The 14,464-nt window shown below is 59.3% G+C and carries 13 protein-coding genes; 4 read left to right on the top strand and 9 right to left on the bottom strand.

What is annotated here, in order from left to right; genetic code table 11:
* Window positions 1-453: 453 nt before the first annotated feature.
* Window positions 454-921, bottom strand: a complete 468-nt coding sequence (locus tag RMV17_RS20620; protein ID WP_311882161.1) for a hypothetical protein — start codon at window positions 919-921, stop codon at window positions 454-456.
* 454 nt (window positions 922-1,375) lie between these two features.
* On the opposite strand from RMV17_RS20620, the gene RMV17_RS20615 reads away from it, so the two are divergent.
* Together RMV17_RS20615 and RMV17_RS20610 are read left to right on the top strand one after the other, a co-directional pair.
* Window positions 1,376-2,311 (top strand): chemotaxis protein CheV, encoded by a 936-nt coding sequence (locus RMV17_RS20615; protein WP_034155209.1) that lies wholly within the window; start codon window positions 1,376-1,378, stop codon window positions 2,309-2,311.
* A 189-nt stretch (window positions 2,312-2,500) separates the two neighbouring features.
* Window positions 2,501-3,307: an MOSC domain-containing protein gene (locus RMV17_RS20610; RefSeq protein WP_311882158.1), complete on the top strand. Its 807-nt coding sequence runs from the start codon at window positions 2,501-2,503 to the stop codon at window positions 3,305-3,307.
* A 71-nt stretch (window positions 3,308-3,378) separates the two neighbouring features.
* Here the strand turns inward: RMV17_RS20610 and RMV17_RS20605 are convergent, their stop codons facing one another.
* From RMV17_RS20605 to RMV17_RS20570, 8 genes are all read right to left on the bottom strand, one after another.
* The gene (locus RMV17_RS20605; RefSeq protein WP_003226701.1) at window positions 3,379-3,663 is read right to left on the bottom strand and encodes a pyrimidine/purine nucleoside phosphorylase; all 285 of its coding nucleotides are present in this window, start codon (window positions 3,661-3,663) and stop codon (window positions 3,379-3,381) included.
* 105 nt (window positions 3,664-3,768) lie between these two features.
* Complete coding sequence (locus RMV17_RS20600; RefSeq protein WP_311882156.1) at window positions 3,769-4,311, bottom strand: exonuclease domain-containing protein; 543 nt, start codon at window positions 4,309-4,311, stop codon at window positions 3,769-3,771.
* A 70-nt stretch (window positions 4,312-4,381) separates the two neighbouring features.
* Entirely contained in the window at window positions 4,382-6,343 is a 1,962-nt protein-coding gene (locus tag RMV17_RS20595; RefSeq protein ID WP_311882154.1) for an acetyl/propionyl/methylcrotonyl-CoA carboxylase subunit alpha, read from the bottom strand.
* A 118-nt stretch (window positions 6,344-6,461) separates the two neighbouring features.
* Window positions 6,462-7,259, bottom strand: coding sequence for an enoyl-CoA hydratase-related protein (locus RMV17_RS20590; protein ID WP_311882152.1), 798 nt, complete (start codon window positions 7,257-7,259; stop codon window positions 6,462-6,464).
* The gene (gene atuD / locus RMV17_RS20585; RefSeq protein ID WP_108562891.1) at window positions 7,256-8,413 is read right to left on the bottom strand and encodes a citronellyl-CoA dehydrogenase; all 1,158 of its coding nucleotides are present in this window, start codon (window positions 8,411-8,413) and stop codon (window positions 7,256-7,258) included. Before atuD ends, RMV17_RS20590 begins: the two co-directional genes overlap by 4 nt.
* Window positions 8,414-8,443: 30 nt before the next feature.
* The gene (gene atuC, locus RMV17_RS20580) at window positions 8,444-10,060 is read right to left on the bottom strand and encodes a geranyl-CoA carboxylase subunit beta (protein ID WP_311882150.1); all 1,617 of its coding nucleotides are present in this window, start codon (window positions 10,058-10,060) and stop codon (window positions 8,444-8,446) included.
* 3 nt (window positions 10,061-10,063) lie between these two features.
* On the bottom strand, window positions 10,064-10,933 hold the full coding sequence (locus RMV17_RS20575; RefSeq protein ID WP_311882149.1) for an SDR family oxidoreductase: 870 nt from the start codon (window positions 10,931-10,933) through the stop codon (window positions 10,064-10,066).
* A 12-nt stretch (window positions 10,934-10,945) separates the two neighbouring features.
* Entirely contained in the window at window positions 10,946-12,730 is a 1,785-nt protein-coding gene (locus RMV17_RS20570; RefSeq protein WP_311882147.1) for an acyclic terpene utilization AtuA family protein, read from the bottom strand.
* A 184-nt stretch (window positions 12,731-12,914) separates the two neighbouring features.
* On the opposite strand from RMV17_RS20570, the gene RMV17_RS20565 reads away from it, so the two are divergent.
* Window positions 12,915-13,538 carry a TetR/AcrR family transcriptional regulator gene (locus tag RMV17_RS20565; protein WP_311882146.1) on the top strand — a complete coding sequence of 208 codons (624 nt, stop codon included), beginning with the start codon at window positions 12,915-12,917 and terminating at the stop codon, window positions 13,536-13,538.
* A gap of 92 nt (window positions 13,539-13,630) precedes the next feature.
* Window positions 13,631-14,428 carry a transporter substrate-binding domain-containing protein gene (locus RMV17_RS20560; protein WP_311882143.1) on the top strand — a complete coding sequence of 266 codons (798 nt, stop codon included), beginning with the start codon at window positions 13,631-13,633 and terminating at the stop codon, window positions 14,426-14,428.
* Window positions 14,429-14,464: the final 36 nt, after the last annotated feature.

The raw sequence follows: 14,464 nt of genomic DNA, 5'->3' as shown, positions 1-14,464 counted from the left end.
ACCGGCCGGAGGCGGGCGGGTCTCTGTCTGAAAATGCTGTCAATTATCTTATTGATTTCAACGCGGTTCAGTAAACGTATTGACCGCCAACTTCAGTGGATAGCTATCCATGAAATCACTGTGCCATTAATTTGAAAGCAACTAGTGGGCGGCATAATACCACTTAAGATACCGTTGGTCGCGTTTGCTATATATGTCCATTGAGTCAGGAAGTACATGAGATTGGACGCAAGTTCCATAATGGAAAAAGTCGATTTGTTGTTTTCGGCGGGATGTCGGTTTTGTCTGAAGTTGTGCTTCTTGAGACACAGGCAAACCCTGAGGCCGGCAGAAAATATTCGTGGCTGTCAGAGCTGATTATTTAATTCGATTTGTCGCTGGCAGGTATGAACTATTCAATTACGACATTCAACGTTTTGCATGGGAAGTACCCGTGTGGGCGCAGCGTGCTGCTCAGGCCTGTCCCGGGTAGGGCAGTTGGAGCAAACGTTTGCCCGCAAGCGGCGGCTGAAGCTGGCTTTGCCCGACTTGAAAGGCAAGCGCTTCAATCAGCGAAGCCTGTTCGCTTTCATCGAGGCTCAGTTGCCCGGTTTTCTGATCGACCAGTTCCAGTTGCCAGGCCATCAGCGTGAAGCAATCCTGCAAAGCATCCAGGGCCTGTTCGTGGAGGTCGACGTGATCCTGGCTCAGATTGAGCAGGCTGTAGATGTGCAGGGAAAACTCGGAAATTGCCTCAAGCGCCAAGGCTTCGGCCCGGCGTGCGAGTTTGAGGAGGGTACCGAGCATGCACTCGATGGCGTCCTTGTCATTGCTGATCAGTTGCAGATGGCTGAGGCATTCTTCGGACTTGGCCAGGAGTTGCTCGGCCTCGACAAGGAATTCGGGGAAGCGTTGTACCCACTCTTTGCGGTCCATTGGCATGCTTATCTCCACAACGTCATGTCTGATGAGGGAATGCCGTGTGTGGCGACGATCGTGGATCGACAGGAGATCGCGCCCAGATGCGCAAGTGCACAGGCTGAGGGGTTCCAGAGGGCTTGTTTCCACTGAACTGCGATCGCACACAATAGCCTGACTCCGTTCATGCAATGAGAATGGCGTCACATTAATGGCTATTGGATATTGCGAATATCAGGTTGGGCCTGATTGTTACTAGGGGAATCCCTTAGACACGGGAACCTACCGTGCAAACCGAGGTCGCGCCGCAGAGAATGTAGCAGATGAAAATCACCGGGCCAGTAAAGCATGATGTTAATGTGACATCAATGCCTGATCATGGCATTTTTGACGGGGTCGGGTATGGCAATCAAGAACCGCCATTTGCCGCCGATAACCTCGCATAGTGAATTCATCAGAACAAGCCCAGGAGTCATTGATGGCCGGCATTCTCGACACGGTAGACCAACGCACGCAACTGGTGGGTGAGAATCGCCTGGAAATTCTCATGTTTCGACTGGCCGGACGTCAGTTGTTCGCGATCAACGTGTTCAAGGTTCAGGAAGTCCTGCAACTGCCGAAACTGACTTTGATGCCACAGCGTCACCCGTTTGTGTGCGGTGTAGTCAATCTGCGCGGTCAGACCTTGCCGGTCATTGACCTGTCGCAGGCGATCGGTATGCGTCCATTGGTGCCAGGCCCGAACAGCACCATCATCGTTACTGAATACAACCGCTCGGTGCAGGCCTTCCTCGTGGGCGGTGTGGATCGCATCGTCAACATGAATTGGGAAGCCATTCTGCCGCCGCCGACCAGTGCCGGGCGTCAGCATTATCTGACCGCGATCAGCAAGGTCGACGATCAACTGGTGGAGATCATCGACGTCGAGAAGGTGCTCGCCGAAATCGTCCCTTACAACGCCAAAGTCTCGCGCGACAAACTGGATGATCCGGTGCTGGAGCGCGCCCGTGGCCGTGAAGTGCTGCTGGTGGATGATTCCAACGTGGCACTCTCGCAATTGCGCGACACCCTCGGTCAACTTGGGGTGAAAATGCACATTGCCAGCGATGGCCTGAAGGCGCTGAACATGCTCAAGGCCTGGGCTGATACCGGCGTGAACATGACCGACAAGCTGCTGATGATCTTCACCGATGCGGAAATGCCGGAAATGGACGGTTATCGTCTGACGACCGAAATCCGCAATGATCCGCGTCTGCGAGGCTTGTACGTGGTGCTGCACACTTCGCTGTCCGGCAGTTTCAACGACTCGATGGTGAAGAAGGTCGGCTGCGACAACTTCCTGTCCAAATTCCAGCCGGACAAACTGGTCGACGTGGTGCGTCAGCGCCTGATGCTCGACGAAGTTCCGGCCTGATCCTGTCGCTTCAGCCTCCTGTGGGAGCGAGCTTGCTCGCGAAGGCGGATTCCCTGTCGACACATGTGTTGAGTGAATTTCCGCTTTCGCGAGCAAGCTCGCTCCCACAAGGTTTTCCGCACACAAACTCCTTTGATTCGCGGATAAAGCTCGTATAGGGTGGCGTTTTTATCCTCCAGGGAGCTGGCCATGCTGCGTCTGAGCGCGCTTTATCGTTACCCGTTGAAATCCGGCAAAGTCGATGTGCTGCAAAGCGTCGACCTCGACAAGCTGGGGCTTGATGGCGACCGACGCTGGATGCTCGTGGACGAAGCCAGCGGCCGCTTCCTGACCCAGCGCGCTGAAGCGAAGATGAGCCAGTTGTCGGCCCTGTGGAATGCGCAGGGCGGTCTGACCCTGAGCGCACCTGAACAGTCCTCCATCGAAATCGCCTTGCCAGGCAGCGACGCCGAACTGCGCGGCGTGACGATCTGGCGCGATACCTTGCGCGTGCCGGATGCCGGTGATGAGGCCGCACGCTGGGTCAGTGATTTCATCGGCAAACCTACCCGACTGGTACAGGTGCCGCTGGGTCGCGCCCGCACTACGCAAGCCGGCTATGGCAACGATGATGACCAGGTCGCGTTCGCCGACGGATTTCCCTTGTTGTTGATCGGCGAGGCATCCCTGCAGGATCTGTCGCAGAAGGTCGGACGACCCTTGGAAATGCTGCGTTTTCGGCCGAATCTGGTCATCGAAGGCAGTCAGGCCTATGCCGAAGACAGTTGGAAGCGCATTCGCATTGGCGATGTCGAATTACGCGTGGTCAAGCCGTGTTCGCGCTGCATCCTCACCACGATTGATCCGCAAACCGGCGAGCGCAGTGCCGATCGCGAGCCGCTGGCGACCTTGCAGAAATATCGTGCCGAAGCCGATGGCGCGATGTTCGGGCAGAATCTGGTGAATGACAGCAATGGTCGACTCGAAGTCGGCATGCCGGTGGAAATCCTCGAGTAACCCATGCCTGAAACGAAAATGCCCGTGTCCTTGGACACGGGCATTTTTTTATCGCAGTGAAAGCCGTGGGTTTAGCCGCGGTACTCGCACAGGTAAGCGGTGTCGACCGCTACCTTCAACTGGAACTTGCTGTTGGCCGGGACGTTGAACTGGCTGCCGGCGGCGAAGGTTTCCCAGTCGCTGCTGTCGGGCAGTTTGACGGTCAGTGCGCCAGACACAACGTGCATGATTTCACGCTGAGCGGTGCCGAATTCGTATTCGCCCGGGGCCATGACGCCGATGGTCGCCGGACCTTCAGCGGTGCCAAAGGCGATCGACTTGACGGTGCCGTCGAAGTACTCGTTGACTTTAAACATGGGCGATTCCTCGAAAAGGGTTAAAAATTGGAGGCGGCCAGTATGCACAAGGCTTTCAACGCCGTCACCTGCCCGGCGCCTGTCCGCTGAGTTCTCGAATTGACCCTAGAGTGGCAAGACCAGTGGCAGCAACCGCGCCGTATTGCGCGCATCCTCCAGCGCTCGATGCTGCTGACCGCTGAACTGCATGCCGGCCAGTTGCAGCGCGCCGTTGAGACCCAGCGGTCGTTCCAGGCGTCGGGCCTTGGCGAAGCGTTGTTTGAGGTTCATGTGCGGCACCTTGCTCAAGCCACTGTCGATTTGCAGACGCTGCCATTCATGCAACAACTGCTTGCGGTCGTAATCGCCCCAACTGGCCCAGCCTTCAAGGCGTGTCTGATGTTGCGCGAGCCAGCATTCGAACGCCGGCCAGACTTCGGTCAACGGCTGCGCCGTGTCGATATTGGCCTGGGTGATGTGCGTCAGTTCACGACAGAAAGGCGTAAGTAACGGCCGTCGCGTTGGTTTGACGAAGCGCTGGAAGTGATCCTGCTCGCGTCCGGCGCGATCGACCAAGGTGGCGCCGATCTCGATAATTTCCATTTCGGTGACCGGCCAGCCACCCTCATCGGTGGTGGCTTCCAGATCTATGACCAGCCAGTGGGGCATCGCAGGGTTCCTGATTTCCGCGTTCTGATAACTCAGAGCGTAGTCAAAACCCGCATGGGTGTGTGGGCGACTACTCGACCTGCAACAGAACCTGACGATTTTTTACCTGATCGCCGACCTTGACCTGCACCCGCTTGAGCACGCCGTCGATGCCGGCCTTGAGCGGGTGCTCCATTTTCATTGCCTCCAGTACCACCAGCAACTGACCTTTGCTGACCGGACTGCCTTCGCTGACCAGTACGTCGACGATGGCACCGTCCATCGGCGCTTTCAAGGTGCCGGAACTGGCGCTGGTCTGACTGTCGATCACGGCGTGAGTTCGATCCTCCAGGTGCAAGCTGCCAGGATGGGTGAACAACCAGAGGTGCCCGGCATCGAGTCGATAGGCGTGATGCTGGCGCAAACCGTCGATTTCCAGCGTCACCGACTGAGCATCATGGTCGATAAGCTTCAATTCGAGCGTACGTTCCGCTACCTGCACCTTGAACACGCATTGCGCTTGCGCGAGCAGTTGCACGGTCCAGTTCTGATCGTCGAGGCCGAGGCGATAATGCAGCGGCACATTGGCGTTGTTGCGCCAGCCGGAGAGCGGCGCGCGGTGGGAGAGGGCGCTGCCTAGATAGAAAAGCAGCGTTGCGATCGCCAGCTCTTTGGCATCGGGAAGGTAGCGGTGCAGGCAGGGATGATCGCTGAAGTGCCGGGCGATGAACGCGGTACTGAATTCGCCGCTGATGAATTGCGGATGTTGCAGCAGGCCGGCAAGCAGGCGCTGATTGCTGTGCACGCCCAGTAACACTGTGTCCTGTACCGCGCGCAACAATTTGCGCCGGGCCTCTTCGCGCGTGGCGCCAAAGGCGATCAGTTTGCCCAGCATCGGGTCATAAAACGGGCTGACCGATTGCCCTTCAAGCAAGCCATGATCGATTCGCGCAGCGTGCTGTAGCGCCGGTTCCCAGGCTTCTACTCGGCCGGTTTGTGGCAGGAAGTCTTGCGCAGGGTCTTCGGCGTAAAGCCTCACCTCCATGGCATGCCCGTTGAGCTGGACTTGCTCTTGAGTCAGCGGCAACGGCTGCCCCTCAGCAACCAGCAATTGCCACGCAACCAGATCCAGCCCGGTGATCAACTCAGTCACCGGGTGCTCCACTTGCAGGCGGGTGTTCATCTCCAGAAAGTAGAACTGTCCGCGTGCGTCGAGCAGAAACTCAACCGTGCCAGCGCCGACATAGTTCACTGCGCGCCCGGCTTTCAATGCCGCTTCACCCATGGCCTGACGCAACTCGGTGGACATCACCGGGCAAGGCGCTTCTTCGATGACTTTCTGATGGCGGCGCTGGATCGAACAGTCGCGTTCGCCGAGGTAGATCAGGTTGCCGTGTTGATCGCCGAACAGTTGCACTTCGACATGCCGAGGTTCGACCAACGCTTGCTCGAGGATCAATTCGTCGCTGCCGAAACCGTTCAAGGCTTCGGAGCGTGCGGTGCGCAGTTGCGCCGGCAGATCAGCGGCATCCTGCACCAGACGCATGCCGCGTCCGCCGCCGCCGGCGCTGGCCTTGATCATCAGCGGATAGCCGATGCGCCCGGCTTCCCGCAACAAGGTGGCGTCGTCCTGTTCAGCGCCTTGATAGCCGGCAATGCACGGTACGCCGGCTTCAAGCATGGCGATTTTTGAGCGGCGTTTGCTGCCCATCAATTCGATGGCTTCGACGCTGGGGCCGATGAAAATCAGCCCGGCCTGCTCGCAGGCGCGGGCGAACCCGGCGTTTTCCGAGAGAAAACCGTAGCCGGGGTGGATCGCATCGGCACCACTGCGGCGGGCGGCGTCGAGAATGGCCGGGATATTCAGGTAGGACTGCTGCACCGGGGACGGGCCGATGTGAACGGCCTGATCGGCCATTTGTACGTGCAGGGCGTCGGCGTCGGCATCGCTGAAGACGGCGACGGTGCGGTAGCCGAGGGCCTGGGCGGTACGCTGGATGCGGCAAGCGATTTCACCGCGGTTGGCGATCAGGATTTTGTGGAATGCAGGCATGGGCTATTTCCTTGGAAAGTTGCATTGCATTTGCTGGCCTCATCGCTGGCAAGCCAGCTCCCACAGGTTTTGTGAGCGACGCAAATCCCCTGTGGGAGCTGGCTTGCCAGCGATGCTTTCAGGTAGCCCACCGAGGTTTACGCTTTTGCACGAAAGCCATGGTGCCCTCGATCCCTTCGTCGCCAGTCACTGCTTCGCTGAACCACTGCGCAGCCTCATCAAGCAAATCACTCGAAGGCTGCCCGGCACTCGCCAACAGCAATTTCTTGGTCATCGCATTCGCCTCCGGCGCGCAACACAGTACGTGCTGCAACACCTCATCGAGCCGCTCGGCCAGCGCTTGTGCATCCTGCTCGACAAAATGCACCAGCCCCAAACGTCGTGCCTGATGCCCATCAAATCGTGCAGCCGTCAGCGCCAATCTTCGGGTTTCGGTCAGACCAATGCGCTGCACCACAAACGGCGCAATTTGCGCCGGCAACAAACCAAGGCTGGTTTCCGGCAGACCGAATTGCGCCTGATGGTCGGCAATCGCGATGTCGCTGACACAGGCCAGACCGAACCCACCGCCGAGCACAGCGCCTTGCAACACGGTGATCAACACTTGCGGGGTGTGCTGTGCTTCCTCCAGCAGGGCGCCAAACGCGCGATTCAAATCGCGGTAAGCCTCGGTGCCCTGAGCGCGAGCATTGGCCATGTCCTTGATATCGCCGCCGGCACAGAAATGCCCACCGGCACCGCTGAGCACCAACGCCCGAACAGCGCGGTCATCGCGCACAGCCGCCAGCACCGCGCGCAGTTCGCTGACCATCTGCAGGCTCATCGCATTGCGGCTTTCCGGCCGATGGAGGGTGATGTGCAGCACGCCGCCATGCAGTTCCAGCAACAGCGTCTGGCATTGCGGCAGGCTGCTCATTTCTTTTTCCCCGGGAGGATGCCCATCAGTTTGCAGATGATCCCCAGCATGATTTCGTCGGCGCCGCCGCCAATCGATACCAGCCGCACATCGCGATAGGCACGGGCCACCGGGTTGTCCCACATGAAGCCCATGCCGCCCCAATATTGCAGGCAGCTGTCGCTGACTTCGCGACCGAGGCGTCCGGCCTTGAGCTTGGCCATCGACGCCAGCCGCGTGACATCCTGGCCTTTCACGTACTGCTCGGTGGCCTGATAGACCAGCGCACGCAGGCATTCGATTTCGGTCTGCAATTCGGCGAGGCGGAAGTGAATCACCTGATTGTCGATCAGCGCATTGCCAAAGGTCTTGCGCTCCTTGCAGTACTCGATGGTGCTGTCGACGCAATATTCCAGGCCTTTGATCATGTTCGCCGCACCGAACAGACGTTCTTCCTGAAACTGCAGCATCTGCATCATGAACCCGGCGCCTTCGTGGCCGATGCGGTTGCGCTGCGGCACGCGCACGTTGTCGAAAAACACTTGGGCGGTTTCCGAACTGCGCATGCCGAGCTTGTCCAGATGTGAACTGAGGCTGATCCCAGGTGTGTTCATCGGCACCATGATCAGCGATTTGTTGATGTGCGGTTTGTCGTCCGAGGTGTTGGCCAGCAGGCAGATGAAGTCAGCACTCGGCGAGTTGGTGATCCACATCTTGCTGCCGTTGATCACATAGTCGTCGCCGTCCTTGCGCGCGGTGGTTTTCAGCCCGGCGACGTCGGAGCCAGCGCCGACTTCGGAGACGCCGATGCAGCCGACCTGCTCGCCGGTGATCGCCGGGCGCAGGAACTCTTCACGCAACTCATCGGAGCCGAAGCGGGCGAGCGCCGGCGTGCACATATCGGTCTGCACGCCGATCGACATCGGAATGCCGCCGCAATGAATGGTGCCGAACTCTTCGGCGGCGACGATCGAATAGCTGTAGTCGAGGCCCATGCCACCGAATTTTTCCGGTTTGGAAATACCCAGCAAACCGAGATCGCCAGCCTTGCGGAAAATCTCGTGGATGGGAAAGCGGCCGGCCTTTTCCCATTCTTCGACGTGCGGATTGATCTCGTGTTCGACGAATTGGCGGACGGTACGGCGCAGGGCTTCGTGTTCCGGGGTGAAGATCATTGTTATTGTTCTCCGTAGGGTCCGTGGTGGTCAGAACCGGCTGACGCCGAAGCTGTTGGGTTGCAACGTGCGAATGTCGGCCTCGTGGCAGATATCCAGCAAGTAGCCGAGCAGGGTGCGCGTGTCGCGCGGATCGATCAGCCCGTCATCCCACAGGTTGGCGCTGCCGTAGAGCGCGGTGGATTGGCTGTCGAGTTTCTGCGCGGTGACCTGTTCGAGCATGTCGAGCATTTTCGCGTCTGGCGTCAGGCCGTCCTTGAGCTGCTTGGCTTCGGTAACGATGCGCAAGACTTTGCCGGCCTGCGCACCGCCCATCACCGCCGTACGGCTGTTCGGCCAGGCGAAGATGAAGCGCGGATCGAGTCCGCGGCCGCACATCGCATAGTTGCCGGCGCCGTATGAGCCGCCGACCACGATGGTCAGTTTAGGCACCCGTGCATTGGCCACTGCTTGAATCAGTTTCGAGCCGTGTTTGATCACGCCTTGCTGTTCCGATTCGGTGCCAACCATGAAACCGGTGGTGTTGTGGAAGAACAGCAGCGGCGTCTGGCTCTGGTCGCACAGTTGAATGAACTGCGCGGCTTTGCTCGCACCGTTCGGTGTGATCGGGCCGTTGTTGCCGATGAAACCGCAAGCGCGGCCCTGAATCTTCAACTGGCCGCAAATTGTCTGTTGATCGAACTCGCTCTTGAATTCGACGAAGCAGGATTCGTCGGCAATGCGCGCGATGATTTCGCGCACGTCGTAAGGTTTTTTCGGATCGTCCGGGATCAGCCCGAGCAACTCATCAATGGGGTAGAGCGGCTCTTTGTATTGCGGCTCCGGCAACCACGGCAGTTGCTCGTTCCATGGCAACATTCGGAGGATTTCACGCACCAGTCGCACGCCATCGGCATCGTTTTCAGCGAGGTATTCAGCCGTACCGGCGACCTGCGCGTGCATCTCGGCACCGCCCAGCTCTTCATCGGTGGCGACTTCGCCGGTGGCCGCTTTCAGCAGTGGGGGGCCGGCGAGAAACAGTTTGGCCTTGCCGCGCACTACCACCACGTAATCCGACAACCCTGGCTGATAGGCGCCGCCCGCCGTGGCCGAGCCGTGCACCACAGTGATCTGCGGCAAACCCAGTGCCGACATGCGTGCCTGATTGGCAAAACTGCGCGCGCCCTCGACGAAAATCTCGGCGGCGTAATTGAGGTTGGCACCACCGCTTTCGGCGAGGGTGATCACCGGGAGTTTGTTTTCCTGGGCGATCTGTTGCAGGCGCAGAGACTTTTTCAAACCGCTTGGCGAGATGGTGCCGCCCTTGATCGCGCTGTTATTGGCGACCACCATCGCGCGGATGCCGGACACGTAACCGATGCCGGCAATCAATCCGCCACCGGCCGCGCTGCCGTCCTTGTCGTCGTGCAATTTATAGCCGGCAAGGCTGGCCAGTTCGAGAAATGGCGCGCCGGGATCGAGCAACAGGTTCAGGCGTTCGCGCGGCAGCAGTTGCCCGCGCTTGTCAAATTTGGCTTTCGCTTCGGCGGCCTTTTTCAGCAGGTTCTGTTCGAGTTGCTGCACCTGCTCGATGGCCGCGAGCATGGCCGTGCGGTTGCTGGCGAAGGCCTCGCTGTGGGGGTCGAGTCGGGACTGGATCTGCGGCATGGCTTACTCCTTGTCCTTGAGGACATCGGGAAGGTACGCCCGGTGGAACCCGTTGAACGACTCGCTGTGAGTGGCCTTGTGCAGTGGCCATGCACGGCTGCCGAGGCTGGCCGCGCCATCGATTTTCAAGGTGCTGCCACTGATGAACGCTGCCGCCGGACTGAGCAGAAACACAATCGCCGCACTGACTTCCGATTCGGTGCCAATACGTTTGAGCGGTACATGTTCACGCAGGGTTGGAATCACCGCTTTGAACGCACCTTCGTAAGTGTCCATGCCGCTGGAGGCAATCCAGCCCGGCGCCACCGCGTTGACTCGCACGCCGGCGTAACCCCATTCGAACGCGGCAGTCTTGGTGAAGTTGTCCATGCCCGAACGCGCCGCTCCAGAGTGACCCATGCCGGGCATGCCGCCCCACATGTCGGCGAGCATGTTGACGATGTTGCCGCCGTGTTTGCTCATCGACTGGTTGAACACTTCCCGCGCCATCAGGAAGCCGCCGACCAGATTGGTGCGCAACACGGTTTCGAAACCTTTCTGATTGATCGAGGCCAATGGCGACGGGTACTGGCCGCCGGCATTGTTGACCAGACCATGAATCGGCCCGTGCTCGACGATCAGCTCCTTGACCAGTTGCTTCACCGCTTCTTCATCACGGATATCGCAGGCCTTCCAGTGTGCGCGACCACCGTCCTCGGCGATTTCGGCGGCTACTTTTTCGAGCTTTTCCGGCTTGCGTCCGACCAGCAGCACATTCGCGCCGAGCGCTGCCAGTTCATGCGCGGTGCAACGGCCGATGCCGCTGCCGCCGCCGGTGACGATGATGGTCTGGCCGCAGAACAGATCGGCGTTGAAAATCGACGCGTAAGCCATGCAAACAATCCTCTAGTCGAGCTGTTCGGCGATGCTCTGCGGCACCGGGATCTGGATTTCCAATAATTGCTGGGCGAAGGCTTTGCCTTGCGGGTCGATGCGCAGACTCGCCACACCGCCACCGCCGAGGGCGTTTTCCAAGAGAAAATTGAGGCTGTGGGTGCCGGGCAGATACCAGCGCTCGACCCGGCCGTGGATCGGGTCGAGCACGTGACTCATCCAGTCGACAATGACGGCCGGGGTCAGCGCCTCGGCGATCCACGGCAGGTATTCGGGTTTGCGCGGCATCACGCCGATGTTGCTGTGATTGCCTTTGTCGCCGGAGCGCGCCACGGCCAGTTTCACCAGCGCCACACTGGCATCGGCGCGGCCCGGTGGTTTGGGCGGTTGATGGGGCAGAGGCAAATCCTCGCTGTCGAGCGCGCTCAGTGAGGGCAGGGCACACGGATAATGTTCACCGGCCATGTCGATGTGCAGCGAGCAAGCGCTTTTGTCGATCAGAAAAGAGAACAGACGAATCAGCGGATACACCGTTGGCCGCCCGCCGACGATGCCGGTCAGCCCCGGCGCCATGCCGGTGGCGGCCTGGGCAATTTCCCGGGAGAACAGCACCAGTGCCTGTTTATTCGGGTGGCGCACAGCGAGTTTGATCACCACTTCCCGACTGTCGTGGCGCTGGCCGTGGGGGCCGTAGGTGGCTTCGCTGCCGAGCAGTTCGATATGGGTTTCGGAGTAAGGCGCCCAGCCGCGTTGGCTGAACATTTCCGCTGTCTTGTCGATGATCGCCTGACTGACCCGATGCGCCTTGTCCACCGCATCGATACCGGCGATCAGGCAACTGGCAGTGCAGCGAAAACCGTCAGGATACGTGGCGCTGACCTTGTACTTATCGCTCGGTGGCAGGCCTTTGGCGCCGTGCACGTGCACCGCGTTTTTGCCTTGTTGCTGAAGTTTGACCTGCGTGAAATCGCAGACCACGTCAGGCAACAGATAGGCCTGCGGATCGCCGATTTCATACAGCATCTGCTCGCCGACGGTCAGCGGTGTGACCAGTCCGCCGCTGCCTTCGGGTTTGCTGACGATGAACTGGCCGTCAGCGCTGACTTCTACGATCGGGAAACCGATGTGTTCGTAATCCGGCACGTCACGCCAGTCGGTGAAATTGCCGCCGGTGCATTGTGCGCCGCATTCGATGATGTGCCCGGCCAGCGCGGCCTGGGCGAGTTTGTCGTAGTCGTGCCACGACCAGGAGAATTCATGCACCAGCGCCGCACTGACCACCGCGCTGTCGACTACTCGGCCGGTGATGACGATATCGGCACCCAGGCGTAGCGCTTCGACAATGCCCGGCGCGCCGAGGTAGGCGTTGGTGGATACGCACATCGCTGGCAGCGGGGCGCCGCTGAACATCTCGGTGATGCCGCTGAGTTGTTTGAACTGTGGTTGCAGGTCATCGCCGAGCAGTACGGCGATTTTCAAATCGATGCCGGCCTTGTCGCAGGCAGCTTGCAGTGCAGCGGCGCAGGCTTGTGGATTGACCCCGCCAGCATTGCTGATCACGCGGATGTTCTGCTCGGCCAACTGCGGCAGCAGGGGGGCAAGGACTTCGATGAAATCAGCGGCGAACCCTGCCTGCGGGTCCTTCATGCGTGCGCCGGCCATGATCGACATGGTGATCTCGGCCAGGTAATCGAACACCAGATAATCCAGGCGTCCGCCGGCCACAAGCTGGGCGGCGGCGGTCGAGGTGTCACCCCAGAAGGCACTGGCGCATCCGATACGGACGGTGGTGGGCATTTTTATCTCCGACTCAGCAACCTGCGACAGAAGTGTCTGGAGGCTACCAAGCAAGCGCTTGGTTTGTAAACAGTTGAAACTATCTTCTGCCCAAGCGCTTGCTTGGTTGCCGCTGGCGGCTTAAATTGCGCGCAACCCTGCGGTTTCAGGGGGCAACAGACTGATCGACTGTAGGAGAGAACGGGTGGACGAGCAAAAAGCCCTGAGGGTCATGCGCGATTTGGTCGACGGGGGCCAGTTGACCGATCCCGACAGCGCTCGCGGCAAATTGCTGCAAGTGGCCGCTCACCTGTTTCGCAACAAAGGTTACGAACGCACCACGGTGCGCGATCTGGCCGGTGCCGTGGGTATCCAGTCGGGAAGCATTTTTCATCACTTCAAAAGCAAGGATGAAATCCTCCGTGCGGTGATGGAAGAAACCATCCGCTACAACACGGCACTGATGCGCGCGGCGCTGGCCGACGCGGCTGATGTGCGCGAACGCGTGCTGGCGCTGATCCGCTGCGAATTGCAGTCGATCATGGGTGGCAGCGGTGAAGCCATGGCGGTGCTGGTCTATGAGTGGCGCTCGCTGTCCGAAGACGGCCAGGCCCAAGTGCTGGCGCTGCGCGATGTCTACGAAGACATCTGGCTGCAAGTGCTGGGTGAAGCCAAAGAGGCCGGATTTATTCGTGGCGATGTTTTTATTACTCGACGTTTCCTCACTGGCGCATTGTCCTGGACCACCACTTGGTTCCGTGCCGGCGGCAGTCTGAGCCTTGAACAGTTGGCCGAAGAGGCGTTGATTCTGGTCCTCGAAGCGCGTTGAAGCACTTTCTATCCGGCCGGGAAACTGGCTAACTGGGCGAAACCGCCTAGCTTGAATGCATTGATCGGTATTTTTTCGGGGAGTGGGGTGTTTTGAAGTCTTCGCCAATTCGGACGGCCGCGGGGTTGATGCTCGCAGCGCTGGCTGCATTTTGGGTTTTGCCCGCTCAGGCAGCGCAACTGGTCCGGGTTGGCGCGGCGCATTTTCCGCCTTACACCATTCGCCCGGAAAGCGGTGCCGACACCGGCCTCTTGCCGCAATTGGTCGAGGCCCTCAATCGCCTGCAAAGCGACTATCAGTTCGTCCTTGTGCCTACCTCCATCCCCCGGCGTTTCGGTGATTTCAAGCAGGGCCGAATCGACATGGCCATTTTCGAGAATCCCGATTGGGGCTGGAAAGACATTCCGCACACGGATGTCGACATGGGCCTTGAGGACGCAGAGATTTTCGTCGCGCAACGCGAAGACGGTCGCCAGCAAAACTATTTCGCCGATCTCACCGGCAAGCGTCTGGCGCTTTTCAGCGGTTATCACTACGAGTTCGCCAACTTCAACGCCGACCCCAAGTATCTGGCTCAGAATTACAACGCCACGCTGACCTATTCCCACGACAGCAATCTGCTGATGGTCTTGCGTTCGCGGGCGGATATCGCCCTGGTGACGCGTTCGTATCTGTTCGATTACCTGCTGCGTAACGAGAAGGTGCGCGACGAATTGCTGGTGTCGCAGCGCATTGATCAGGTCTATCACCATTACGCCATTCTTCGCCCGACGGCGCCGATCACCGGCGCTGCGTTCGGCAAGTTGCTGCAGGGTCTGCGCGACAACGGCGAAATGCTGAAGATTTTCGATCCGTACAAGATTGCCGTCGTGCCGGTGCCTCACCACTGAGGCACCGATTTCTGGGTAAAGCCTAAATTTTCCTTG

Origin of the sequence: Pseudomonas sp. VD-NE ins, assembly GCF_031882575.1 — a bacterium.
GTDB classification, from domain to species: Bacteria; Pseudomonadota; Gammaproteobacteria; order Pseudomonadales; family Pseudomonadaceae; genus Aquipseudomonas; species Aquipseudomonas fluorescens_BZ.
The sequence above is the reverse complement of the archived record's forward strand: the minus strand, read 5'-3'. Positions and strand labels throughout refer to the sequence as shown.